The organism is Bacteroidia bacterium (assembly GCA_020852255.1).
Taxonomy (GTDB): domain Bacteria; phylum Bacteroidota; class Bacteroidia; order JADZBD01; family JADZBD01; genus JADZBD01.
Window position 1 is genome coordinate 229,383 of record JADZBD010000002.1, and the last position, 25,078, is coordinate 254,460.

General features: G+C 47.4%; 24 protein-coding genes. 10 read left to right on the top strand and 14 right to left on the bottom strand.

The window, feature by feature from the left end; translation table 11 throughout:
• Window positions 1-89 precede the first annotated feature (89 nt).
• Entirely contained in the window at window positions 90-2,459 is a 2,370-nt protein-coding gene (locus IT233_01750; protein ID MCC7301343.1) for a gliding motility-associated C-terminal domain-containing protein, read from the top strand.
• Here the strand turns inward: IT233_01750 and IT233_01755 are convergent.
• From IT233_01755 to IT233_01765, 3 genes are read right to left on the bottom strand one after another with little or no spacing between them, the layout of a single operon-like run.
• Window positions 2,451-3,434, bottom strand: coding sequence for a GNAT family N-acetyltransferase (locus tag IT233_01755; GenBank protein MCC7301344.1), 984 nt, complete (start codon window positions 3,432-3,434; stop codon window positions 2,451-2,453). The genes IT233_01750 and IT233_01755 overlap by 9 nt on opposite strands.
• Before the next feature lie 53 nt (window positions 3,435-3,487).
• Entirely contained in the window at window positions 3,488-3,724 is a 237-nt protein-coding gene (atpC, locus tag IT233_01760; GenBank protein MCC7301345.1) for an ATP synthase F1 subunit epsilon, read from the bottom strand.
• 46 nt (window positions 3,725-3,770) lie between these two features.
• The gene (locus IT233_01765) at window positions 3,771-5,279 is read right to left on the bottom strand and encodes a F0F1 ATP synthase subunit beta (GenBank protein MCC7301346.1); all 1,509 of its coding nucleotides are present in this window, start codon (window positions 5,277-5,279) and stop codon (window positions 3,771-3,773) included.
• Window positions 5,280-5,478: 199 nt separating this feature from the next.
• Between IT233_01765 and IT233_01770 the strand changes: the two genes are divergently transcribed.
• On the top strand, window positions 5,479-6,399 hold the full coding sequence (locus tag IT233_01770; protein MCC7301347.1) for a bifunctional riboflavin kinase/FAD synthetase: 921 nt from the start codon (window positions 5,479-5,481) through the stop codon (window positions 6,397-6,399).
• Window positions 6,396-7,001 carry a leucine-rich repeat domain-containing protein gene (locus IT233_01775; protein ID MCC7301348.1) on the top strand — a complete coding sequence of 202 codons (606 nt, stop codon included), beginning with the start codon at window positions 6,396-6,398 and terminating at the stop codon, window positions 6,999-7,001. Before IT233_01770 ends, IT233_01775 begins: the two co-directional genes overlap by 4 nt.
• 11 nt (window positions 7,002-7,012) lie before the next feature.
• On the opposite strand, the gene IT233_01780 is transcribed toward IT233_01775, so the two are convergent.
• On the bottom strand, window positions 7,013-8,212 hold the full coding sequence (locus tag IT233_01780; GenBank protein ID MCC7301349.1) for a DUF1343 domain-containing protein: 1,200 nt from the start codon (window positions 8,210-8,212) through the stop codon (window positions 7,013-7,015).
• A 46-nt stretch (window positions 8,213-8,258) separates the two neighbouring features.
• Between IT233_01780 and IT233_01785 the strand changes: the two genes are divergently transcribed.
• The gene (locus IT233_01785; protein ID MCC7301350.1) at window positions 8,259-9,488 is read left to right on the top strand and encodes an ABC transporter permease; all 1,230 of its coding nucleotides are present in this window, start codon (window positions 8,259-8,261) and stop codon (window positions 9,486-9,488) included.
• A gap of 4 nt (window positions 9,489-9,492) precedes the next feature.
• Here the strand turns inward: IT233_01785 and IT233_01790 are convergent, their stop codons facing one another.
• The 8 genes from IT233_01790 to IT233_01825 all read right to left on the bottom strand — a co-directional run bounded on the left by IT233_01790 (window position 9,493) and on the right by IT233_01825 (window position 17,510).
• Window positions 9,493-10,188, bottom strand: coding sequence for a DUF2490 domain-containing protein (locus tag IT233_01790; GenBank protein ID MCC7301351.1), 696 nt, complete (start codon window positions 10,186-10,188; stop codon window positions 9,493-9,495).
• Window positions 10,189-10,212: 24 nt separating this feature from the next.
• Window positions 10,213-10,857: a DUF4956 domain-containing protein gene (locus IT233_01795; GenBank protein MCC7301352.1), complete on the bottom strand. Its 645-nt coding sequence runs from the start codon at window positions 10,855-10,857 to the stop codon at window positions 10,213-10,215.
• Between the two features lie 73 nt (window positions 10,858-10,930).
• Window positions 10,931-11,692, bottom strand: a complete 762-nt coding sequence (locus tag IT233_01800) for a polyphosphate polymerase domain-containing protein (protein ID MCC7301353.1) — start codon at window positions 11,690-11,692, stop codon at window positions 10,931-10,933.
• A complete protein-coding gene (locus IT233_01805) occupies window positions 11,689-12,249 on the bottom strand; it encodes a hypothetical protein (protein MCC7301354.1) in 561 nt (186 codons plus the stop codon). The genes IT233_01800 and IT233_01805 overlap by 4 nt, the downstream gene beginning before the upstream one ends.
• Window positions 12,250-12,254: 5 nt before the next feature.
• Window positions 12,255-12,662 (bottom strand): hypothetical protein, encoded by a 408-nt coding sequence (locus tag IT233_01810; GenBank protein MCC7301355.1) that lies wholly within the window; start codon window positions 12,660-12,662, stop codon window positions 12,255-12,257.
• Between the two features lie 3 nt (window positions 12,663-12,665).
• The gene (locus IT233_01815; GenBank protein ID MCC7301356.1) at window positions 12,666-15,728 is read right to left on the bottom strand and encodes a CotH kinase family protein; all 3,063 of its coding nucleotides are present in this window, start codon (window positions 15,726-15,728) and stop codon (window positions 12,666-12,668) included.
• Window positions 15,729-15,769: 41 nt separating this feature from the next.
• Window positions 15,770-17,293 (bottom strand): CotH kinase family protein, encoded by a 1,524-nt coding sequence (locus tag IT233_01820; GenBank protein MCC7301357.1) that lies wholly within the window; start codon window positions 17,291-17,293, stop codon window positions 15,770-15,772.
• 25 nt (window positions 17,294-17,318) lie between these two features.
• Window positions 17,319-17,510, bottom strand: a complete 192-nt coding sequence (locus IT233_01825) for a hypothetical protein (protein ID MCC7301358.1) — start codon at window positions 17,508-17,510, stop codon at window positions 17,319-17,321.
• 143 nt (window positions 17,511-17,653) lie between these two features.
• On the opposite strand from IT233_01825, the gene IT233_01830 reads away from it, so the two are divergent.
• Complete coding sequence (locus IT233_01830; protein MCC7301359.1) at window positions 17,654-19,135, top strand: hypothetical protein; 1,482 nt, start codon at window positions 17,654-17,656, stop codon at window positions 19,133-19,135.
• On the opposite strand, the gene IT233_01835 is transcribed toward IT233_01830, so the two are convergent.
• Complete coding sequence (locus IT233_01835) at window positions 19,062-19,616, bottom strand: hypothetical protein (protein ID MCC7301360.1); 555 nt, start codon at window positions 19,614-19,616, stop codon at window positions 19,062-19,064. The two genes, IT233_01830 and IT233_01835, sit on opposite strands and share 74 nt — an antisense overlap.
• A gap of 65 nt (window positions 19,617-19,681) precedes the next feature.
• On the opposite strand from IT233_01835, the gene IT233_01840 reads away from it, so the two are divergent.
• The 5 genes from IT233_01840 to IT233_01860 are packed head-to-tail and all read left to right on the top strand — an operon-like array spanning window position 19,682 to window position 24,619.
• Window positions 19,682-20,410, top strand: coding sequence for an SOS response-associated peptidase (locus IT233_01840; protein MCC7301361.1), 729 nt, complete (start codon window positions 19,682-19,684; stop codon window positions 20,408-20,410).
• Between the two features lie 31 nt (window positions 20,411-20,441).
• Entirely contained in the window at window positions 20,442-20,921 is a 480-nt protein-coding gene (locus IT233_01845) for a cytidine deaminase (GenBank protein ID MCC7301362.1), read from the top strand.
• Window positions 20,922-20,977: 56 nt separating this feature from the next.
• Window positions 20,978-22,000: a pyruvate dehydrogenase (acetyl-transferring) E1 component subunit alpha gene (gene pdhA, locus IT233_01850; protein ID MCC7301363.1), complete on the top strand. Its 1,023-nt coding sequence runs from the start codon at window positions 20,978-20,980 to the stop codon at window positions 21,998-22,000.
• A gap of 10 nt (window positions 22,001-22,010) precedes the next feature.
• Window positions 22,011-23,252 (top strand): pyruvate dehydrogenase complex dihydrolipoamide acetyltransferase, encoded by a 1,242-nt coding sequence (locus tag IT233_01855; GenBank protein MCC7301364.1) that lies wholly within the window; start codon window positions 22,011-22,013, stop codon window positions 23,250-23,252.
• 11 nt (window positions 23,253-23,263) lie between these two features.
• Complete coding sequence (locus IT233_01860) at window positions 23,264-24,619, top strand: pyridoxal-phosphate dependent enzyme (GenBank protein MCC7301365.1); 1,356 nt, start codon at window positions 23,264-23,266, stop codon at window positions 24,617-24,619.
• A gap of 3 nt (window positions 24,620-24,622) precedes the next feature.
• Here IT233_01860 and IT233_01865 read toward each other — a convergent pair whose 3' ends face one another.
• Window positions 24,623-25,054 (bottom strand): peptidylprolyl isomerase, encoded by a 432-nt coding sequence (locus tag IT233_01865; protein MCC7301366.1) that lies wholly within the window; start codon window positions 25,052-25,054, stop codon window positions 24,623-24,625.
• Window positions 25,055-25,078: the final 24 nt, after the last annotated feature.

A 25,078-nucleotide genomic window follows, 5' to 3' on the forward strand; every position in this document is an offset into this window, starting at 1 on the left:
ATTTCTATTACATATTGATAATCAGATAATTATATTCATGCCAGTGGAAGCCACCTCTTCATTTCATATATTTGAACTTTACACTGCCCATGTTCTTGCGCTGCCTGCTTTCCGGGATTTTTTTCTTCGTCTCATCTGTTATTGTTTCTCAGGTAATTACCAGTCCTGACCAACCGATGCAATCCGGAAGAACGGATCTGCCTCCCCTCCACACCTGGAAGGAGATGGAAAAGGAAAGAACCTTGTATTCACGAAGCTGGCTACTGCCCGACGGAAGAATTGTTTATCAGTACAGCAAACGACCTATTTGTTTTTACGGGAAAGACGGCGGATTATTACCGGTGGATCTTGAAGTGCATGAATGTCCGGAAGGATGGATTATCCCGGCCCAGCAGTTTCCAACCATGGCAGCGAAGGACGGTTCCACTTCCATTTCGGTAGGAAATGGTGCACTGATCCGTTTCAATACCGACTGCCGTATGAACGGAAAAAAAGCATTCGTAGCGCCGGTGCGAACGGGAAAGAATATCCGGTTTAATCAATTCTTTCCGGGAGTGGACAAAGAGATCATTCTCCGGGAAAACGGATTCAAAACAAGTTACATTCTGCATTCACTTCCGGTGATGGAGGGGGAATACATTGAATTTTCTGAAGTGGTGAGTGTTCCCAACGGCCATGTGTTCACCCGGCTGGAGAACGGAGGAAAGGAGGAAAATGGCGGGTGGAGCGGCGATCTGAGTTTACTGAATTCTAAGAACGAAGAGATCGCACGTTTTACTGCCCCTGTATGTTTCGATGCTTCCGGAAAATGGATCACCGGTACCTGGGCACTTGATCTGGGAGAAAATGCCGGAGAGAAGCGGCTGATTCTTCGAATTCCTGCGCAATGGCTGCGCGATCCGGAACGCACGTTTCCTGTGGTGATAGATCCACTGGTGATTGGACCAACCGCAATGTGGACAGGGGGACAGATGCCATCCTGCATTGTTCCGCAATATAATGCCGACAGCATCCAGGTAACCGTGCCAGCAGGAATTTCCATTATCGGTCTCTATGTCACTTCTTCCTATTACGCCAACCCCTTCACTACAGCGGTGATGGCTGACGGGGCATTGCGTTTCCGCAGTTCCTGTGCCACCTCCACTACTTTTACAGTGGCACCCCCGCAGGGAAATACACCCGGCACAGCCTATCTCGACAGTTTCGATCTGAAAAATCCCATGATGTGCTGCATGCAGAATTCATGTTCTACCCGCACGTTCTGGCTGACGATGTTACTGGGAAGAACCCAACCATCCACAGGCTGTAACACCACATACATTCGCTACGATCCCGTAACCACCTCCTGGCCCTTCAGCGCGCTGGTGGTAGGCAGAACTCCGGAAGGATATCTCAATCAGTTTTTAGGACCTTCGGCTCCGATTTGCGGTAACTTGTGCACTATCCAGTGCACCACCTATGTGCGTTACGGTGTACCGCCTTATACCATCACCCACCCCTGGATGCAGAACCCGGTTACGCAGGGAAACACGAATAACGGATGCTCCACCGGGGCCCAACAGGTTTTTCTGAATCTCACGGTCCCCGGTTGTCCGAGGATATGCGACACCACCTCCTCTATTACCATTCCGGCACCCACCGTAACCGATGCCTGCGGTGCCGTAGTTACCGGCTTGCCCACACGCGTACTTCTGCTGAAAGAAGTTCCCGATATCAACGCCAGCCCGATGAATCAGGTGATTTGCTCCGGTGACCCGTTCACTATTGGTCTGAGTAGTTGCATATCGGGTGCAACCAATAACTGGTTGGGCAATAATGAAAGCGGAACCGGCACTATTTCAGATACTCTTTTCAATTCCGGCACTACGGTAAATACCATTCCATTCAACGCCTATGCGACTTATAATGGCTGCAGTTCAGACACCATCCTTCCGACCGTGGATGTGGATCCGCTGCCATTAGGAGATTTTAGTTTCACACCCTCACCTGTTATTGCAGCTGTGAGTACGCAGTTTTCAGATATTTCACAAATCTTCGCCGGAACCGCCACCGGATGGAGCTGGGATTTTGGCGACGGAAATACTTCTACACAGCAGAGTCCAACTCATGTATTCACAGATCCAGGAAATTATACTGTTTGCCTGACTGTAACCACCAGCAACGGATGTGTGGATTCCATTTGCCGGGCAATCGAAGTGATTGCACCGGATGTGCTGCTTCCGAATGTGGTGACTCCAAACAACGATAATACCAATGACGTTCTCTCCTTTATGTATCTTGAAGCCTTTCCCGAAAATAATCTTCAGGTTTTTAGCCGATGGGGAAATCTGATCTTCTCAAAAGAGGGTTACCTGAACGACTGGAGTCCTGAAAAACTCACCGATGGTACCTACTATTTTGTACTGCATGTTGCCGAACTCGGGAAAACCTACAGCGGCTGGTTCCAGGTATTACATTAGGTTTTGAAACACGTGATCGGCTTCCCTGGCGGCAATTCGGTACCCCATGGCCTTATTCAGTGCGATCATAGGAAGATTCATTGCAAAACATTCTGTGCGAACGGAAGGACAATCAGGGAATTGTTCAAGAATTTTTTTCATCATCAGCGCCTTTAAATACTTTGCAAGCCCGCGCCTGCGATAATTCCTGTGAACCCCGGTGATCCGCTGATCGATCTCCATGTGTTCGTGTTTATAACGGATCAATGTTGTTCCTGCTATTTTGTTTTGCGGATCGAACAGTACCAGCTGCAGCTGTTTCATGCCTGCATTCCGGCCCTGTTGCTGGAGGGTCCTGATTATTTCAGCAGATGAACGTAAGACAAGGTCCCCGTCTTCCCGCGGCATATCCTGGACCAGCTGATTGGTCAAACCTGCCATTTCTTCAATGTACTTCTCCTCCAGGTAATCTTGTTCCAGCACAGAAAAACCCTTACTAACATCTTCTCCTTCACGGATCCATTGTTCCAGCTGATTCCGGTTTACATCGCTCAGGTTCAGACGGAATGAAAATCCGCTATTACTTCTTCTTCCGCCTAATTTTTCCTTGAAAGGGATCCAGAACTCCTGCCTGCTTCTCCACACCAGCTCCCGGTGAGCTTTGGTTTTCATTCGCCAGGTCACCATCTCCCACACCTTATTCACCAATTCCTCACCGGCCTCCTCCTGCGGTGCAAAAAGAAAAAGCGTATTGGCCATGCCGTCGGGCATGGTAACGTAACGAAAGTACCCGAAATAGTACCCATCTCTCTCCAGGATTCCCCATAACATATGATCCGATGCCTGAACAGATCCCATCACCTCCTCTTCCAGTTCTGCTGCGTCTGCAGAAGTAAGGGGATCGTAATACAACGCATCCATCTTCCTTCGCAAGGCATAGAATTCGTCCCGGCAGAAAGAGATTTGATTGTCGTGATGTATAAGATGAATTTTCATAAAAAACCCGGATTAGTATGGCTAACCCGGGAGAGCGAAACATAGTAAATCTCTTACTCTGCCAGGATGATCAGTTTATTATTCTGAACTTCTGCCACACCACCGTTGATTTCAAAGATATGTGTAGCACTTTGATTATCCAGAACCTTTACTTTCCCCTTCTTCAGCGAAGAGATAATGGGAGCATGTCTGTTCAGTACCCCAAAAGAACCATCCACACCGGGCAGTGAAACCGATTTCACCTCTCCGGAGAATATCTTTTTATCAGGACTGATTATTTCAAGCTGCATTCTGTTTCATTTTTTGAACTAGGGTATTCCGTGTTAAAGGGAATGCTTAGCGGGTTTCCGCCAGCATCTTCTTTCCCTTCTCGATAGCCTGTTCAATAGAACCAACCAGGTTAAACGCCGCCTCCGGATACTCATCCACCTTACCGTCGAGAATCATATTGAAACCTTTGATCGTATCCTCGATGGAAACAAACACACCCTTCAGCCCGGTAAACTGCTCTGCCACATGGAAAGGCTGTGACAGGAAGCGTTGTACTCGGCGTGCGCGGTGCACTACAAGTTTATCTTCCTCCGAAAGCTCATCCATTCCCAGAATGGCAATGATATCCTGTAATTCTTTATAGCGCTGGAGAATGGCTTTCACACGCTGCGCACATCCATAGTGTTCCTCACCCAGCACCGCGGGAGACAGAATCCGCGAAGTAGAATCGAGGGGATCCACCGCCGGATAAATACCAAGTTCCGCGATCTTACGGCTCAAAACGGTGGTGGCATCCAGGTGCGCGAATGTAGTTGCGGGTGCAGGATCGGTAAGATCATCTGCGGGCACATAAACGGCCTGCACCGAAGTAATAGAGCCGCGTTTTGTGGAGGTGATTCTTTCCTGCATGGCTCCCATCTCCGTAGCCAGTGTAGGCTGATAACCCACCGCGGAAGGCATCCGCCCCAGAAGTGCTGACACTTCTGATCCAGCCTGCGTAAAGCGGAAAATATTGTCAATAAAGAAGAGAATGTCTCGTCCGCCTGATTTTTCATCTCCGTCACGGAAATATTCTGCCATCGTGAGTCCGGAAAGTGCCACACGTGCACGTGCTCCGGGAGGTTCGTTCATCTGGCCAAATACTAAAGTGGCCTGTGATTCGGCCAAACTCTTCATGTCCACCTTGCTCAGATCCCAACCTCCCTGCTCCATACTGTGTTTGAATGCATCGCCGTATTTTATTACGCCGGACTCTATCATTTCACGGAGGAGGTCATTTCCTTCGCGGGTTCGTTCACCAACACCTGCAAATACAGACAATCCTGCGTATCCTTTCGCAATGTTATTGATCAGCTCCATAATAAGAACTGTCTTGCCCACCCCGGCACCGCCGAACAGACCAATCTTTCCTCCCTTTGCATAAGGCTCAAGGAGATCAATGACTTTAATACCTGTGAAAAGCACTTCGGTTGAAGTAGACAGATCCTCGTACTTAGGCGGTTCCCGGTGGATGGCATATCCGCCTTCGTTTGAAATCGTATTAATCCCGTCAATAGCTTCGCCTACCACATTAAAAAGGCGCCCCTTCACTTTGTCTCCTGTAGGCATTTTTATTGATGTTCCTGTGGCCACCACCTTCATCCCGCGGGCCAGACCGTCCGTAGAGTCCATGGCAATGGTTCGCACCGTATCTTCTCCAATGTGCTTCTGGCATTCCAGCACCACTTTCTGGCCCCCTGTTTTTAACACCTCCAGTGCATCCAGAATATTAGGAAGTTTCCCTTCTTCCGTATCAAAACTAACATCAATCACCGGACCGATCACCTGTACGATTCTGCCTGTTTTTTGAGCCATTATCTGCGTAATTAATAAATCGTTAAACCTTGTGAAATTTCCGGGGCAAAAGTAGGATTTTTACCTGCAGAAAAGGAATGCCTGTTGATAATTAATTTTCCTAATTTTGATGTACGGCTCCAGAAGTCTAACCCTCAGGATTTATGACAGTTACCAAGCGACCGAAGAATGATTGGAATGTGCATAACCACAACATATATTGAAGGTTTGGGATGACATAAGTCAGTTTCCAAAAAAGGGAAACGCGGTAGTCACGGCCGGCACATTCGACGGTGTGCATACAGGGCACCGGCGAATTCTGTCGCGTCTGAAGGAATGCGCCCGGGAGGCAGCGGGCGAGACGGTACTGTTGACATTCCATCCCCACCCACGTACTGTATTGTTTCCGGACGACAACGATCTCCGCCTTCTCTCAACACCCGGAGAGCGCAAAGAACTTCTTGAAGACATAGGGCTGGATCATCTGATTATTATCCCCTTCACTAAAGCATTCTCCCGTACTTCATCCCTTGAATTTGTACGGAACGTGCTTGTTAAACGTATTGGGACTAAAAAACTGGTTATCGGGTTCAATCACCATTTCGGCCGGAACAGGGAAGGAACGTTTGAACATCTCCGTGAATTCGGGCCGCTTTACGGATTTCAGGTAGAAGAAATTCCCGCCTTTGATGTTGAAAACGTAGAAGTAAGCTCCACCAAGATAAGGTTTGCCTTGCTGTCAGGGGATATTGCCACCGCTACTACCTATCTGGGGTATCCGTATTTCCTCTCCGGCCATGTGGTGCGCGGCGAGCAAGAAGGGCGAAAACTGGGATTCCCCACTGCCAATCTTCACATCAGTGATCAATTTAAGCTAATCCCGGCCAACGGTGTTTATGAAGTTACGTCTGTACTGGATAAGAAAGCATATCGCGGCATGATGAATATTGGATACCGGCCGACCATGGGTGGGAACGAACTCCGGCTGGAGGTGCATCTTCTTGATTTTGATGGTGATCTGTACGGAAAAACATTGAAGATTGCCTTTCTCCGACGACTGAGAGATGAGATTAAATTCAGCGGACCAGAGGCTCTAAAGGCACAGTTATTGAAAGATAAAAAAGTAATACTTCAGGGATGAGAACCCGTTTGATTCTGTGTATTGCACTTTCATTTGCCGCCTGCCGCGGACAAGCACAGCTTCTTGATTCCATTGAACTGGAAACGGCCTACATCTACACTTCCCTGGAAGAAGCGCTAAAAGAACCGTACAAGGTTTACCGGCTCCACCTGAATAAAAAGAAGCTGACAGTATTTCCGCCTGAGATCTTTCTCTTCGAAAACCTTCAGGATCTGGATCTCAGCAAAAACAGGCTGACGGAGCTTCCCGACAGCCTCGGTAAATTAAAAAAACTGCAGATCCTGAATGTATCCGGAAATAACCTGGAGCTTCTCCCAAAAAGTGTAGGTGAACTCACGAACCTTAAGAAGTTTTATGCAAACAAAAACAAACTAACCGCCTTACCTGCCCATATCGGGAATCTTACAGGTTTGCGTGTCCTGGATCTATGGAGTAATGAGATCGGTTATTTCCCTGAGGACATGAAGAACATGAAAAGCCTTCGTAAACTGGATCTTCGAAATATTCTGATCAATGACGAAACCCAGTCCAAATTGCGTGAATGGCTCCCCAACACAAAAATTTACATGGACCCGGACTGCAAATGCACCGGGGGTGGGTAAAAAATACCGCGTTATTCAAAATCCTTGTATAAAAGGTATTTTTTCCGGATCGCTTTGAATGTTACCAGGTCGGAATGCCAGGTCTTCCGGATTTGTTCTTCACTCCAACCTTGCTCAATCTGTTTCCTTAATTCATCTGTTCCGGCCAGATTCCGGAAATAAGGGTTAAAAAAGGTTTCCTTCTTCGGGCAATTACGATACGTGTGGATAATCCAATATAGATACAGCGCCTTGTTATGACGGATAAACATTTCGCCGTAGAGGCTCACGTCGAACCCAGCGCAGATCTGACCCTTGTAGGGGGGATCCATGCTTGCGCCCTGTTTGGGTTCCGGCAGGAAGGTATGACCATTGGATGGCATACCCGGATAACCGAATTGCTGAAAAGGTCTGTCTGTGCCTCTTCCCACACTCACGATCGTTCCCTCAAAGAAGCAAAGGCTGGGATATAGGTATACGGCGGGCATATTGGGCAGGTTGGGAGAAGGAGGTACAGGCAACTGATAGTATAATTTGTGATCGTATCCTTCGGCGGTGATCACCTTGAGGTCGCATACCACGCCTGCAGTCAGCCATTTCTCCCCATTGATCATTTGGGCATACTCACCTACTGTCATACCGTGCACCACCGGCACGGGATGAAGGCCAACGAATGACTTGCAGCTTTCCTGAAGTACAGGTCCATCAATAAAATATCCGTTCGGATTCGGACGGTCCAGTACGATGAGTTGCTTTTTCTGCTCCGCACAGGATTCCATAACATAATGAAGGGTGGAGATGTAAGTATAGAACCGCACCCCCACATCCTGAAGATCAAAAAGCACCACGTCAATATCCGCGAGGTCTTTCACCTTTGGCTTTTTGTTCTCCTTTCCGTACAGGGATATACAGGGAAGGCCTGTTTTTTTGTCTTTATAATTCTTTACCTCCGCTCCTGCATCTTCCGTTCCCCGGAATCCGTGCTCAGGGAAAAAAATCTTCTTCACATTCACCTTAAGAAGAAGCAGCGAATCCACTAAATGTACCTTGCCGATCCGGGAGGTATGATTGGCTACCACCGCCACCCTCTTACCCTTCAGCATCGGAAGATACACGTCCGTTCGTACAGCTCCGGTTCTGACCTCCTTATCAGTAACCACCTCTTGGGTGGATACCACCTGGTATTGTGAGAGGGCATAAAAGGGAAACAGGCAAAGGAATAGAAACCTCATGTCACGAATTTAGTATTTTTGAACTGCACCTGTACTTCCCTGCAAATTGAATACCGAACATTTCATAGCGCGTAGAATCCTGAGCGGCAAGGCCGGAGGGGTACGCTACTCAAGGCCTATCATCCGGATTGCTATTTTCGGGATTGTTCTTGGTATAGCTGTGGTGATTGTGTCTTTGTGCATAGTCACGGGCTTTCAGAAGGAGATCCGCGACAAAGTGTCCGGATTCGGCTCGCATATACAGGTAAGCGCCTATGACAATAATGAATCCTACGAGCCCTCCCCCATCTCTCTCCATCAGGAATTTGTCTCCGAAATTAATTCCACCCCCGGCATCCGTCATATCCAGGCCTATGCTACCAAAGCGGGCATACTCAAAGCCAACATGGAAAGTGAAGGTGTTGTGCTCAAAGGCGTCGACATGCAATTTGATCCCTCCTTTTTCGCTTCGTGTCTGGAGGAAGGGGAAATACCTGTTTTCGGAGGTAAAGGTACAGCCAGGCAGATGGTCATCTCACGCCTGGTGGCTGACCGGATGAAGCTGAGTACGGGTGATACAATACCTTTTTTCTTTGTTCAGGATCAAAAGCAGCGTGTAAAAAAACTGGTGGTGGCGGGCATCTATAATACGGGAATGAGCGGGCAGTTCGATGACGTGCTGGCACTTTCGGACCTTCGGCTTGTGCAGGAACTGAACGGGTGGGACAGCACCATGGTGGGAGGCTTTGAGATTGCGGTGGAACATTTTGAAGAACTTGATGCAATCACAGAATGGGTAAACAGCGCAATACCGTATGATCTGCGCGCCTATTCCATACGGCAGGTGCACCAAACAATTTTCTCCTGGCTTGACGCCCAGGACATCAATGCTGTATTGCTTATCGCTCTTATTGTGATTGTATGCTGCATCAACATGATCTCAGCAATCCTAATATTGATCCTGGAACGCACAGGAATGATTGGCATTCTGAAGGCGTTGGGTGCTACCAATACCGGAATCAGGAAGATATTTTTGTACAATGCCTTTTACCTAACCGGCGTAGGGTTTCTGCTCGGAAATCTGTTAGGAGTTGGTTTCTGCGCTTTGCAGCAACACTATAAATTCTTGTCTTTGGATCCGGAATCCTACTTTCTATCCAGTGTTCCCATTCACCTCGACTGGATTATGATCGCCCTGCTCAATGGCGGAGCAATGGCGTTTTGTATGATCATGATGCTTCTTCCCTCCTACCTTGTAACACGCATCACCCCGATTCGCTCCATTCGCTTCCGGTAATTAATTACTCCGTCTTTTTTCCTATAAGGTAATCCAGCGCTACAGAATAATTCAATCCCCAGATATAATCCCAGTACGGATTGGTTACATTGAATTCACGCTGATGCATAAAGAAGGCACCGAATTCGTGCATATTATTCAATTTATAGCCGAGGCCTGCACTGAAGCGAACATTTTCATTGATCCGGTTACGAATATTTGTAAAAAGCTCTGCACTGATATACGGTACCAGCTTCTTCTCTGTATCAAACCGCACCGTGATCTTATTTCTCCATGTAAGGTCGGGTACAACCCCATCCTCCGAAACAAAGACATCTGTATACTGGCTTTGGTACCGCGACCGTATTGAGAGGTCAAAGGGACCGGCCTTTTTCCTCAGCGCCAGATCAAAGTACCAGCGGTGCCGCTTACTATACGTATCATCCACCCGCCTTTTATGAACGAACCGGTAATGAAAGGAAGGTCTCACTAATCCCTTGAGCAACTTATAAGAAACCCCCATATCCGTGAAGTGCGTACCCAGTTCTGAAATATTCTCATTGAACCGCAGTTCCTCCGTGAGCTCGGCCGAAAGTTCCAGAGAGAAATTATACTCTGCCGTACCCGCCACCCAAAGACCGGCATCCTTTACCTGTGCGGGGTTTACAAATGGGGTCAGGAAACCCGCCGCCAACAGAACTTTATTCAGATGCTTTCTCATTTTATACATTTCTTTGGCCGTTACTTACTGATAAAAATAAACCTTAATCTGAGCCGTATCCCGGAGGTAATCCAACTTCAGGATGGCGATTCTGTGAATGTTCAGTCCTGTGCGCTTCTTAAGGTCTTCAATCAGCGCCTCACGTGTCTGGGTATTCACCATTTCGATGTTTTCATAATTGATCAGCTGCGTAGATTCCCTCTTAAAGAAAATAGAAGATTCAAGCAGATAGATCGCAGTAATGATCATCAGATTGATCAACAAAAGTTCAACCGCCGTACCCTTCGCCACGGCGCAGATCAGTCCGATCGCAATCACCACAAAAAGATAAGTCATCTCTTTTGCAGTAATTCCTTCCGTGCGGTATCTGAGCATGCTGAAGATTGCAAAGAGACCAAAGGCCGCTCCGAGGGACATATCGACTTTGTTCAGCAGGAATGTGATCAGAAAAATAACAAGATTGAAAATAAAAAACGTAAACAGAAACTCCGTGTTCCGGTAATTGCGGTAGTAGATAAAACGGACCAGCAGAAAAAGACACAGTACGTTGATCGCCAGCCTGGAGAAAAACTTTTCATTCAGCTTATCGATGGTAAAATCAAAAAAATCAGCATCCGTTCCCTTTTTCTTCTTTTTGTCTTCCGTTCCGGGATCGGTTTCAGTGTTCATGTCCGCTTCCTGTGCCACAGCGGAAACAACAGGTCCTGCAAGCATCAGGATCAGTAAGGCTGATTTCAATATTCTACATACTTTTTCCATAAATGACCTTATTGATCCGGCGAAGCCGGGGTTTAAAGTTATTGATTTTTACATTGCTCTGAGTATGAATCACTCCCAGGCAGTATTTGCTGATAGACCCCTCCCGAAGCCGGCGGTCATGCATCAGCCGGATAAAAGGAGAGGGTGTTGAACGGCTTTGCTTTACTTCGGCGATCACCATGTCTGAAAATGACTTTTCCCTTCCCCCGAATCTTACATTCAGATCCACATCCAGCGTGAGCCGCTCCGGTGAATTGTTGTTGACCATCGTAATACGGGTATAATAGATCCATGCACTCGGACAGAGGGCAGCTGCTTTCAATGGCGAAGCTTCGGCCAGGAAATCAGCACTTCGCCCGCTGATTACTTCCTCGATCGTCGGACATTTGATCCTCTCCTTAACGGTACGTCCCTTATTGGATTTGAACTTGACTTCAAAAAAACAGAGGTTACTATCTAAGTACTTCCGGCTTCTCACCTTATACCGGTTCAGCTTCCCGGCCTGATGGGCATGATACAGGCTGAAACCCTCGGTGTCGTAATATAGCGTTTCGTACCGACCGCCCCGTAACCCGCCAATCTCCAGTACGCGGTAATGCTTCCGCAGCTGATCCAGGTATTCCGGGAGCATGCTGTTCCTGAAGATAAATTTAGTATCCATGCGATCCATCAGCTTGACCGCATCCATCTGCTCCAGCGTTATGGCATCAAAGCCAGAAAGTATGTTATTCAACTCCGCTCTCACTTGCCGTAGATGTACTTTTTAACAGATTCCAGTACGTTATCCGCATTGTATGTTTTACGCTCTACCCTTAAGCCGTTTTTGTCGTAGGTAAATACATGTTTCTTCTGAAGCTTACCTGCTCCGTCGTAATGGTTTTCAGCTGTTTTCTCGCCCCTGCTGTTATAGGTAAAAACAATCTTTTTCAGTACAGCTCCTTTGCCGTCATACTCCACTTCCTCTGTCTTTTCACCTCCGGAATTATATTTCCACGTTACTTTTCGGTCAATCTTCTTTTCCGGAATGTATTCATATTCTTCTGTCATATTACCGGATCCGTCAAATTTTGCAGTTCTCTTCTTTTTCACAGAGCCATCGCGGTTATACTGTACCTCCTCTATCACATTTCCCGATTTGTCAAAAGAGGTTGTGGATTCCTTCCAGGTAACATCCTTCCCGTTCTCAGTGCTCACCATGTATTCGGTGGTGATCCTGATACCGTTGGATTTTACCTGTTTCTTCGTTTGTGCCGGAACCGAGAGCCAGATAATTACCGGAACAATGCTCAGTAAATATTTCATACGCATCATTTGAAAATATTAAAGGTGCCTGCGTCCACTTGCTGCTTCTTGCCGCTGATCTCAATCTCCTTCAGAATAGTTACGTTATTGGGATTGGATGCGGGTGGTACCGAATCCTCCGAATAAATAAATACTTTGTACTTACCCGGCCGCAGGTATTTAAATTCAAACACCCCGTCGTAACTGCTCCGGATCCGCTCCGAAAACGAAATATCATCGCCATAGATCAGGTACACCTCTTCGTCGTATCCGTCGTACTGCGCCTGCACCTGAAACGTGGCATTGATATCCTTAACCCAAACATGTCCTTTTATAGAAGAATTCCCTCCTTCCCCCGGGCCCTTGCTGCAAGAGCTGAGAAAAAAAACGCTGCAGAAAATAAGGAATGTAAGCGATGGGCAAATACTCTTCATAGTTTAGTTTTTATCAGTGTAAATAATCCGTATTGTTTCGGTATGTTCTCCGTTGGTCATCCGGATGAAATAAAGTCCTGCGCTCAATCCCCACTGCGAAGGAAAGAAACTGAGGCGGTATTCTCCTGCCGGTGTAATGTGATCATTACTCAGTATATCTCCTGCTCTTCGACCCAGGATATCATATACCACCACTTCCACCTGAGCATCCTCCGGAACCGTTATAAGCACATTAAATTCATGATCGGAAGGATTAGGATAAACCTGCATGTCCACGTTGATTGGCAGATAATGCGCCGTAAAAGATTCATTGGAAGGGACGTTGAGCCGGATCGCATTTGTGTAAACCGGAGAGGAAAGCTGTACATCGGAAGTCCAGTGCGAAAATTTATACCCCGGGAATGCCGCTGCCGTCATACTTACAGGAACTCCGTTGAAATAAATACCCGCCCAGGGAAAAGAATCAGGATAAATTGTGTTCATCAGAATGTTTCCTGCGCCGGCCGGATCAACATCCAGTGTCACACGCACCTGATTCGGCAGGTTCCATTCCTGCTGTACCCAGTACCGTGCATATTGAGGCCGGTCATTAATGAAATCCATCAGCAGTGAAAACTCAAATGCCCAGTCGGATGAATCAAGGCAGGGACCCATGCCGAAGGGATTGGAATTCGGAATTCCCCACAGGGAAAAGTGCCGGGGCATTTCCGGAGCCATATTATCGTAGATCTTCTGCGCAAGGCTGCCCAGATTTAGCGGATGAAAAGTGGTATTCATAAGATCCGCATACCGGTTAACAAAATAGTTTCTGTATTCCGTATTACGCAATAGAGATTCCATTATGGTAGAATGCGGGTTCGGATAATACATTGAATTGGTATCAGAATTCGTGACATACGGCAGAAGATTGTCCGTTACCAGACTGAACAATCCCAGGCCTCCGTCCGTATCCCAAAGTATATATCTCCAGGGCGACGGAGGGTTTGTTTTCCGCCAAAATTTGATGTTGTTTCCCAACCAGTCCGGATTGGAATAATAGATCTCCGCGGTGAAATAATCCGTTATATTTTGAATATCCAGAAGGTGCCGTGCCGAATCGTAATTTGATGAAAGTGTCAGATCGTTCAGCCGAAACCACTCCACCATTGAAAGGAATTGCTTGTTATCACCGGTCATTATATCTCCGTGAAACCGCAACAGGTCCATCTCATCCTTATCCACACCGTGATTTTCCTCTATATAATATTCATCCTGTCTTTCGCGAATTTCAAACACCCCGAAATAATCACCGTTCAGAAATACCACGCAGCTGGTATGATCCATGATGTCGTTATACGTATTACGAACCGCCCGCTGCATCAACCCATCACGCATGTGTGTGGTATTCCAGTCGATCCCCGCATTACGCAAATTGAAGGCCTTAAGTTCCTTCAGTTGCTTTTCCGGGAACAGATTAAAGGGAATACGGGTCTGGCCGTAATCATCGTTTGCGACAACGCGGAAGGAACGTTGAGGAAAACCCTTCGACCAATTGCCGTGTATCTTCAGCACATTATCCAGCTCAAAGCCATGATTCCCGGTTTTGTCAAAATACTCCGCATGTCCGGGCTTCTCCCATCCTTGCCAGAAATTAGCTCCGTAAAAGGGAAAAGTGGTATCGGCATTCGGTCCCATAACATAGATTCCGGTGTTCCAATCCCAGATATCCTGGGGATTGGCAGAGAGTGAAACCACCGGAAGCGTAATATTCTCGTTTATGAAATAAGTATTTGTTATGGTTTTTCCCGGCAGGATCTGGGAATTCGAAGAAAACAAACGTGCCCTGATAACCCGTGTGGAGTCTACGGAGAGCGGAACGCTGAATATCGGAGAAGATGCTTTGGGAATGCTGCCGTCGGTTGTATAACGAATCACACCGTTGGTGCCACCGGTAGCAAAAACCGATTGACTCCCCTGGTAAAAGCCGGGTGCCAGTGTAAACTCCGGAACTCCCGCATAACCTGTATACCATGCCGAAGTGGCATTCGTGTCACCCGGTGTTGGTATGGCAAACAGAACCCAGTCAGGAGAAGCATCGGTTTTCCTTCCCCTGGAATTGTCCGGGTGCATTTCCTCCACCAGCTTCATATCTGAAATATTTCCATTCGCATCGTACAGTGTTAAGGTGAATCCGGTACTGGGAAGGGAGAAACTGGTGTGCAGGTTAGAGCTGGCAGGAATGGGAAAGTATTCTATCGTTGTATCCGACTTGCCTGTTAAAAAGTTGACGATGGCTGTGAGATCAGAAGAAAAGAAGTCCGTGTTGTGCACTTGAACTCCGAACACATTAAGTCCCGGTCTAATGGCAGTTCGCATCAATTCCTTGGAGAGAATAAACCCCGCCGAATACTGCCCCGTTTGATATAAAGTGGCCTCGTGCTCCTCATAGGCCAGATCCGTATGATACGGCGGCACACCCTGAATGCCCACATTATACCGTCCGAGTTCAACACCGTTAAGATAGGTGACGAAACCGTCGTCAAAATCCATCAAACAGAGTCCGGCGGAAATCTTGGATGTATCCGATATGTTGAATGTCATCCGCATATAAAGCGAAAAAGTATTGCCGATCACGGTGGTATCATCGCCGTCTCCGTAACCAATCCCGCCCGCTCCTGTAAGCCAGGAAGCATCATTAAAAGACGGCTTCCTCCAGTTCGTATCCGGCTCGGAAGTTCCCACCCAGTATTTCCAGGGAAAGTTGTAGTACACGGGAACTTCCCAATGATTAAGAACAGTTCGCCGGTTCTTTTCAGAGGCAAAGATCAGCATGTGCTGGTAGGGTTTGATTATGATGGATGGAAAAACCCAGGTTGAGTTTTTTCCGTCATATAACGTAAGCGAATAATTCCCCAGATCCACCGGTTGACTGCTGCTATTATATAGTTCTATCCAATCTTCAAAATCTCCGTCCTCATCTGCCACAGTGCTTACATTGGACCCGGAAACTTCATTGATAATGACCTGCGCCCGAGTCGTATAACTCCATATGATGGCAAATAACAAAAAAGGTAGTCGGAACCGCATGGGACTTTGTTAAAGTAAATTTAACAAAAATCCCGGCATAATTATCTCGTAATCACCAATTTTTGAACCCATTGAGTGTTTATTCTCAAGTAATAAACCCCGGCGGGGAGTGCAGCCAGATCAAGTGAGGCCTCCCGCTGTTGAATGTCCGTTAGCCGGTAAACAGTTTGACCGCTGATGGAGCTTATCTCTACAGATTGAATGAGCTCTTCTGCAGATCGGATCGTAAGCTGCCCGGCAGAAGGATTGGGAGCGAGCAGAAATTTTTGTTCAACGTCCTCATCCTGCATACCCAGGAAACAACCATAGGCCGCCAGCGAAGTGATGAGGGAATTGCGCCGGTTAGTGATAAAGGACTTGAGTCCCGGAAAATTTCCTCCACCTGGGCCGACAATATTAAGGTTCATAATCTGATTATCTTCAAAATTCTGATTGGAGTATAATTTATTCGGATCCGCATACACATCCGTCCTGATGCGGTTCGCCAGGCTGTCGATTTTCGGATCCAGATTTGAATTACTGAATTTATCCGGCTGGATAAAATCACATATCTCATACATCAGTTGTTGAAGACTGGCCGGATCCTGCAGGAGCCGGTTGCAGACCGGACGGTTACTGGGACTGCTGAGGTATAACGGACTGAGGTTCTCCAGCTGTGAGATGGTCATCATTTGTGCAAAAACACCAAATGCTTCATTCATATCATACAGGATGAATTGCCAGCGGTAATCCAGGGAATCATGGTAGATAAAATAGTTATGTCCGCTGCCGATGTATGAATCCAGATTGGCAAAAACGTTGCAAGCCGCCCACGAACGGAAAAAGAGTGCCGTATTGAAATGATTATCCAGGGAATCTCTCAGGTCAGTAAGTGTTGTGTTATTGATTTTATCAATGAGCTGCACCAGATCGGTCCAGTCGTTCTGTGTCTCATTGGTTTTTAGTTCATATTTTGAATAGTACGAAGAAGGGCTATTGTTGATCCATTTCAGGTCTCCGCTGGGATCACCCTTGAAAAGGTTACCTTTTTTATCATCGAACCAACCGTCCACAAAATCCTTATTCACCTCCTCTGTCAGCGTAAAGAAACCCCAAAGGGTGTTATTGTAATAGACTTTGGCATACGTTACACGAGGGGCAGGAATTCCGTTTTTCACGCACAGGTCAGACATGATCTTCTCCCTCATATAGGTAGGATCCTTGAAGCCATTTCCGAGGTTGAATTTATTAATGTCGTCCAGATCCTGGGCGCTGATGATATAGTCCAGATCCACTTTCATTGATTTCTTCACGCTGGGATTGTTGTATGAAGAATTTCCTTTGAATTTGAGTCCGATGGAATCAAAGGCTACGCCGTCGAAGACCATATTGCAAACGTAATAGGTGTCGTTCACATAGGATGCCGTAAGAGAGTCGTAAAAGGCCGGATGATAGAAATTAAAACGGATCTCATGGATAAAATCAGATCCAAAGAGCGTATCCCCATCATTATTATACTGCTGCGCGCGGATACCGGTTCCCGCCGCGAACAGGAGAAGAACGAGAAAAAGAAAACGTGATTTCATGTTTGCTGGTTTAGACCTGTGGCGTTCACATTTGTTTAACATAAGATACTAATTCTTTTTGCACCGGATTTCCCTGCGTATGATTTTCCTCCCGGTTGGCCTCCACTTCCAGGAGTCGTTGCCGGATTTCGCGTATCACTTCCACCTGAGACCGGTGACGAAATTGCTCATCAGCAGGCTTATCAGCCAGAATACAAATCATTATCTGTATTATCATGGTTTTAGCATTTAGTACAAAACTCAGCAACCGGATATAACCTTTCAATATAAAAAAAGGGTATCTTTATGTGGCATTCAACATATTATTGAATATATTATACTGATTTTCCGTCATTTATCTTATTTTAATATTAGTCTTCAATGCATTCAGAAAGTACATTATGGCAACTGATCCGAAGTTTGAGCAAACCGGAGAAATCCTACTTCAGGAAACACCGCCTTCGTGGTTCGGAATCCTACCGAAATCTCTTTAACGCCATGGCTGCGAGCGAGACGCATAAAGAGAAGGCCATTATGAAAAACAGCGGTTACAATGAAACCTCTCTTTTCTCTGCCGGGAAACATTATCTGCTGCATTCCATACTTGATTCGTTACTGGCTCAGGATGCCGGGAAAGGAGGACGCAGTGCCAGGCGTGATCTTGAACGGGCAACAGTACTTTTTGAACGTTCACTCTTCCACGCATGCATTAAGCTGCAGCTGCGGGCAAAAAAAGCCGCGTTGAAACGGGAGGACCATCTTCTCGGGCTGGAGTGCCTGAATCTGGAGCAGCTGGCCTGGCAGTTCATCCGGCCAGACCTCCGCCGGGATCTGGAAGAAATCCTTGATGAAAAAACAAAACTGCTGGAAAACATCCGGTTCACCGAGCATGCCCGTCAGCTGAACGCGCGTATGCTGGTACTCTTCCAAACCATTGGGGTGGGAAGAACAGCGGAACAGGAAGAGCGCTATCATTCCCTGTTTTTAGAAGCTACGCACATTCTCGAACATCCGGCACCTAACGGCACTATTACCGGAGGCGTATACCTTCTCAACTGCCTCGTTTATTACCACAATGTAAAAGGAGACCTGGAATCATCCCGTAACAATCTCCGGGCACTGGTGGATCTTATTGACGCACATCCGGGTGTACTCCCTTCCAGTTTCACGTTCTACGTTTCCTCGCTGAACAACCTGATCCTTGTTCATCTATACCTGCGGGAGTTTGAATCTGCGGAGCGACTGATCCGTAAGCTCAATGCGTTGCAATCCGATTCCATCAAGGACAAGAATGCGCTCTTCATATGCCGCTTCAATACAGGATTTGAACTTTTTGAAAAGATGGGAGAACAAGAGAGAGCGTATGAACTTTCAGAGGCCCTGAAAGAAGAATACCCTTCCTTCGCGAAAAGGCTTAGTCCGGTTTACACCGGACATTTGCTTTATTATGCATTTCGGGCCTGCTTTCAGACCGGACGTTTTCGCCAGGCGCAGTTGTGGCTCAACGAGATCCTACACCATACGATCGAAGCCAAGCCGGAGGTAATGGCCGTTGCGCGCATCTCCGAACTCCTGCTTGCTTACGAGCGGGGCAACTTTGAGAGCCTCGAATCGATGGTACGGCGGGCCGGAAGGCACTTCAAACGCACTGAAGGAATGCTGAAGTTTGAGCAAAAAATGCTGAATTTCTTCCGTGAACATTCCCATCATGAGGCTTCCGTTCATTCCTGGTCTGCTTTACTTGCTGAAATGGAAACACTAAGCCGTGATCCTCTTGAACAAAAAGTATTTATGTATTTTGATGTTCCGGGCTGGATCCGGAAGAAACTGAAGCCGGCTTCAGCGGGTTCAGGCCGCGGATAAATACCACTTCGATCTCGAACTGCATCAACTGATCGCGGAATGCTCTCTTCAATACGGGCCCGTCATAGTCCAGCAAACAAATCGCATTGATCCTGCGCTTTTTCATTTCCTGAACAACAATAAGCGGAGGCAGGCTCACTTTCTCCCGAAAGATGATGTGAAAAGGACGGGATTCCCTAACCCGGTAACGGGAAATCATCGGAATGGCTCGCACTTCCCCGCTGAAAAGATCCCGTTCCGTGCAGCGGGAGTATTCCGTGAGAAAAGTTAACCGCATGTCCCAGGGATCAAAGGAACTCACCTGGGGATATATTTTCATTCGTGTGTTCACCGGCTGGTGCACCTTCACCACCGTTAGATCCCGCCGGTAACTCACCTCCTGTCTTACAAAAAAGCGTGCATGCTCCAGGTAGTGCCTGTAATCCCGGATAAATGTATCCCTGATCCTCGCCGAACATCTCGGTATCCTCTCTTCTTCCATCTCAATGAAAAATATTCACGAATTTCGTCCTGACAAGCCGGTGGCTGTATTTACAATTTGTAAAAATGTGCTACACTGTTAAACAACTGCAGGACCGCGTGGAGCGTAAGGCGCTGAGGGACCGACTGATGAATCACGGATCCCAAACCGCTATCAGCTTTCACGCCGTGAATGCCTTCGTTCATCCCGGTCTCCGCGTTATTACCGGAGAAGACGGCGGTACCCTGCGCACCATGCAATGGGGGCTTATCCCTTCATGGTGCCGTGATCGCAGGCAGGCAACAGAGATCAGCGACATGACACCGAATGCCCGCTCCGAAACGATATTTGATAAACCCTCCTTCCGGTCTGTCTCCTCTCGCAGGTGTATCCTTCCCGTGGATGGATTTTATGAATGGCGGGATTACCAAGGGAAAAAATATCCCTATTATATTTTTCCCGCGCAGGGAGAAACATTCAGTCTTGGCTGTATTTGGGATTCATGGGTGGATAAAGAAACCGGAGAGATACGCGATACCTTTTCCATCGTTACAACCGCCGCTAACCCGGTTATGAATCAGATCCACAACAGCAAGAAAAGAATGCCACTGATTCTGCCGGAAGCAAGTGAGAAAGAATGGCTGGATACGCTAACCGGTAAGGAAGATCTGCAGAACATGATGAAACCATGCCCTCACCACATGCTTCAGTTCCATTCCGTTTCAAGGCGCATCACCAGCCGAACGGAAAATCCCAATGTACCGGAGGTGAGTGAACCGTTTATTTATCCTGAATTACCGGCAGTGACCGTGTAACAGAGTGCTCTTTCCTGATTACCTTTGTTGCATGAAACCGGTGGAACTCCGCATTAACTTAAAGGAATACGATTCTCCCCTGGAACTGCCGGAGGCGGAGCGGGAACTCATCGCCGCCGCTGCAGCAGCCGGAACAAAAGCCTACGCGCCCTTTTCCGGCTTTGAAGTAGGCGCCGCGCTCCGGCTTGATGATGGAAGCATTCACACCGGCAGCAATCAGGAAAGCGAAGCATTTCCCAGCGGACTTTGCGCCGAACGTACCTTACTTTTTCATGTGCTTTCAAATTTTCCCGATCGAAAAATCACTGCGATGGCCATCGTGTGCCGCTCTGAAAAAGACCGGATAAGAACACCACAAACTCCTTGCGGCGCCTGCCGGCAAATCCTTCTGGAAGCGGAAACACGCAGCGGCAGTCCACTGCCATTGATTCTTCGCGGAGAAGAAGGTCCCGTCTGGATTCTGGCAAGTGCCTCATTATTAATGCCCTGGCCATTTCGCCTGGAACATTAACAGGGATAGCTTACAGGGATATTTCTTAATTTTGATTCCTTTAAAAGACCCTTGCTATGGGAAAAGTGGCTGAGAAAAAAGCTTCTTCAACATCCGGCTTCCCTAAGGAAACCTATTTATGGTGGTATGAGAATATGCTGCTCATGCGGCGCTTCGAGGAGAAGGCCGGACAGCTGTACATTCAGCAGAAGATCCGCGGATTCTGTCATCTTTACATCGGTCAGGAAGCCGTGGCTGCCGGTTCTGAAACTGCCATCCGGAAATCCGATAAGATTATAACTGCATACCGCGACCATGGCCTTCCCATCACACGAGGAATGAACCCCGATCTGCTCATGGCTGAATTATTCGCAAAGTCCACCGGCTGTTCAAAAGGCAAGGGTGGATCCATGCACATCTTTGACAAAGCGAATAACTTCTACGGCGGTCATGGGATTGTAGGAGGACAAATTCCCCTGGGAGCAGGAATTGCCTTTGCAGATAAATACAACGGAAAAGATGACATTACTCTTTGTCTGATGGGCGACGGTGCGGTAAGGCAAGGTGCCCTGCATGAAGCCTTCAATATGGCCATGCTTTGGAAACTTCCGGTGATCTTCATGATCGAAAATAATAATTACGCCATGGGAACATCCGTGGAAAGAACCTCTAACGTTCATGATCTGTTTAAGCTCGGCCTCGCCTATGCTATGCCTTCTTTCCAGGTAGACGGGATGAGTTGTGAATCAGTGCATAGTGCCGTGAAGGAGGCTGCGGACAGGGCACGGAAGGGAGAAGGTCCTACCCTGCTGGAAATTAAAACCTATCGTTACCGTGGACATTCCATGAGCGATCCGCAAACATACAGGAGCAAAGACGAAGTAGAAGAATACAAAAAAGTGGATCCGATCGAATTGGTACTGAACACGCTGAAGAAAAATAAATGGATAAACGACAGTGAGGTGGAAGCGATGGAAGAAAAAGTGAAGACCATCGTGGAGCGGAGTGTACGGTTTGCAGAAAATTCTCCCTTCCCTGAACCGGAGGAGCTGTACAAAGATGTATATACTCAAGTCGATTACCCTTTCATTAAAGATTAACCCTGACCCTATGGCCGAAATTGTTCGCATGCCCAAGCTTTCAGATACCATGACCGAGGGCACCGTTGCCCGATGGATCAAAAAGGTGGGTGATAAAGTAAAGTCAGGTGAGATTCTTGCCGAGATCGATAGTGATAAGGCCACGATGGAATTCGAATCATTTTACGACGGCGTATTGTTGCATATTGGTGTGGAAGAAAAAAAAGGTGCCCCCGTGGATGCCATATTGGCGATCATCGGAAAGGAGGGGGAGGATATTTCTGATATTCTGAAAGCGGAAAATAAAACCGTTCCGCCCAGGGAAGAACACAAGAAAGTTCAGAAAAAAGAAGAACCTGTCTCTGTACCTCCCGTTTCAGCCACTCCTTCCACCTCAACTCCGGTTCCCACCCACTCTCCCACCCGGCTCAAGGCTTCTCCTTTGGCAAAAAAGCTTGCCAAGGAAAAAGGACTGATCCTGAACAAACTCAAAGGCACCGGCGATGGAGGCCGTATCACCCGGCGGGATATTGAATTGTTCCATCATCAGGGCGGTAGTCTCCGAACGGTAACAGGAACTGAAAGTTACACGGAGGAAAGTGTGTCACAGATGCGAAAAACGATCGCGCGACGCCTTGCCGAAAGCAAATTTTCCTCTCCGCATTTTTATCTTACCATGGAGATCAGCATGGACAACACGGTGGAAGCTCGTGAACTCATCAATGATGCAGCAGGCGTTAAAGTTTCCTATAATGATTTTGTAGTGAAAGCCGCCGCTGCCGCTCTGCGGCGTCATCCCAAGGTAAACGCCTCCTGGAAAGGTGACGTAATCAGGTACTACAATCATATTCACATAGGTGTAGCCGTTGCAGTAGATGAAGGCCTGCTTGTTCCGGTAATCCGTTTCGCAGATGCGAAGCCGCTGACACAGATCGGTGCGGAAGTGAAAGAGTTTTCAAAACGTGCAAAAGATAAAAAACTGGAACCGAAAGACTGGGAAGGAAACACTTTCACCGTCTCCAATCTTGGTATGTATGGCATTGATGAATTCACAGCAATCATTAATCCGCCCGACGCTTGTATCCTCGCTGTGGGCGGTATCAGTCAGCGGCCTGTTGTGAAAAATGGTCAGATTGTTCCCGGTTATGTTATGAAAGTGACCTTGTCCTGCGATCACCGAGTGGTTGACGGTGCAACAGGTGCCGCTTTCCTGCAAACATTCCGCGATTTGCTGGAAAACCCTGTGCTGCTCTTAGGAATGAATGAGATCTAACACCGATTCACTTGAAAAACGTATTTGACAATATTCTTGGTGCCATAGGGAACACACCGCTGATCCGGCTCAACAAGATTGTGTCCTCTGTTCCTGCCACTGTCTATGCAAAAGTGGAAACCTTTAATCCGGGGAACAGTATCAAAGACCGAATGGCACTGAAAATGATTGAGGATGCCGAAAAAAAGGGGCTGCTCAAACCGGGTTATACCATTATCGAAGGAACAAGTGGCAATACAGGAATGGGACTGGCCATTGCTGCCATCATCAAAGGATACAAATGTATTTTCACCACCACGGATAAACAATCGAAGGAGAAAGTAGATGCCTTAAAGGCCTTCGGTGCAGAGGTTATTGTGTGCCCGACCGACGTGGACCCGGAAGATCCCCGCTCCTACTATAGTGTTTCATCCAGGCTCGTGAAAGATACACACAACTCCTGGAAGGCCAATCAATATGACAACCTCAGTAATGCGCAGGCCCACTATGAATCTACGGGGCCTGAGATATGGGAACAGCTGGAGGGGAAGGTAGATCATCTCGTCGTGGGCGTAGGAACCGGGGGAACTATCTGCGGAACGGGAAAGTATCTCAAGGAAAAAAAACCAGACCTGAAAGTCTGGGGTATCGACACCTACGGTTCTGTATTTAAGAAGTACAAGGAAAAAGGGGAGTTCGATAAACATGAAATTTATCCCTATGTAACCGAAGGCATTGGAGAGGACTTTCTGCCGCAAAACGTTGATTTCTCGCTGATAGATCATTTTGAAAAGGTCACCGATCGTGACGCTGCGATCTATACTCGTGAAATCGTAAGACAGGAAGGAATATGGGTCGGAAATTCTGCCGGCTCAGCAATCGCCGGTTTACTGCAGCTCAAACACCGGTTCAAAAAAGGAGAAAATGTAGTAGTGATCTTCCATGATCATGGTTCGCGGTACATTGGTAAGATGTTCAATCCCGACTGGATGTGCGCGAAAGGCTATGAAACCGTGGAGGGCCCCACTGTAACAGACCTTGTTAAAGACAGAAAAAGTGAACTGCTGACCCTGGATATCGGTGAAAAAATATCCGCCGCTATCCGGATAATGACCGAAAGAGACTTTTCGCAGATTCCTGTAACCAAAGACAACCGAATCGTTGGAGCAATCAGTGAAAGTCATTTATACGCCTGCCTGATGAAAGATCCCGGATTGCGAAACAAAGATTTGTCTGCAATAATGGAAAAGGCCTATCCGTTTGTGGATATACATACTCCCGTGAAACTCCTCGCGCCCATGATCACCCCGCAGTGTCCCGCAGTTATCGTACGGGATTTCCCGAATGAAAAAACATACATTATCACCCGGTTTGATCTTATGAAGTGAGTATCAGTCCGTCACTGATACTTCGAGGATCTTGTCGCCCTGACTGATCTTATCAATCACTTCCAGTCCTTCTGTTACCTTCCCGAAACAGGTATGCACGCCGTCGAGGTGTGAAGTAGTCCGCCGGTCAATCACAATGAAAAATTGTGATCCTCCTGTATTCTTGCCGCGATGAGCCATAGAGAGCACACCCTTTTCATGGAACTGCATCTTTGCATGCGTTTCACAGGGGATAGAGTAACCGGGACCGCCCGCCCCTGTGCCGTCCGGACAACCGCCCTGCAGCACAAAGCCGGGTATAACCCGGTGAAAAGTGAGTCCGTTATAAAAACCTTTTTTCGCCAGATCTGTGAAATTCTTTACGGTGACCGGCGTTTCCTTTTCGAAAAAAGATACCACCATGTCGCCCTTCTCTGTTTTAATTGTTGCTTTCATATCAGAATAAATAAGGGAGACGAA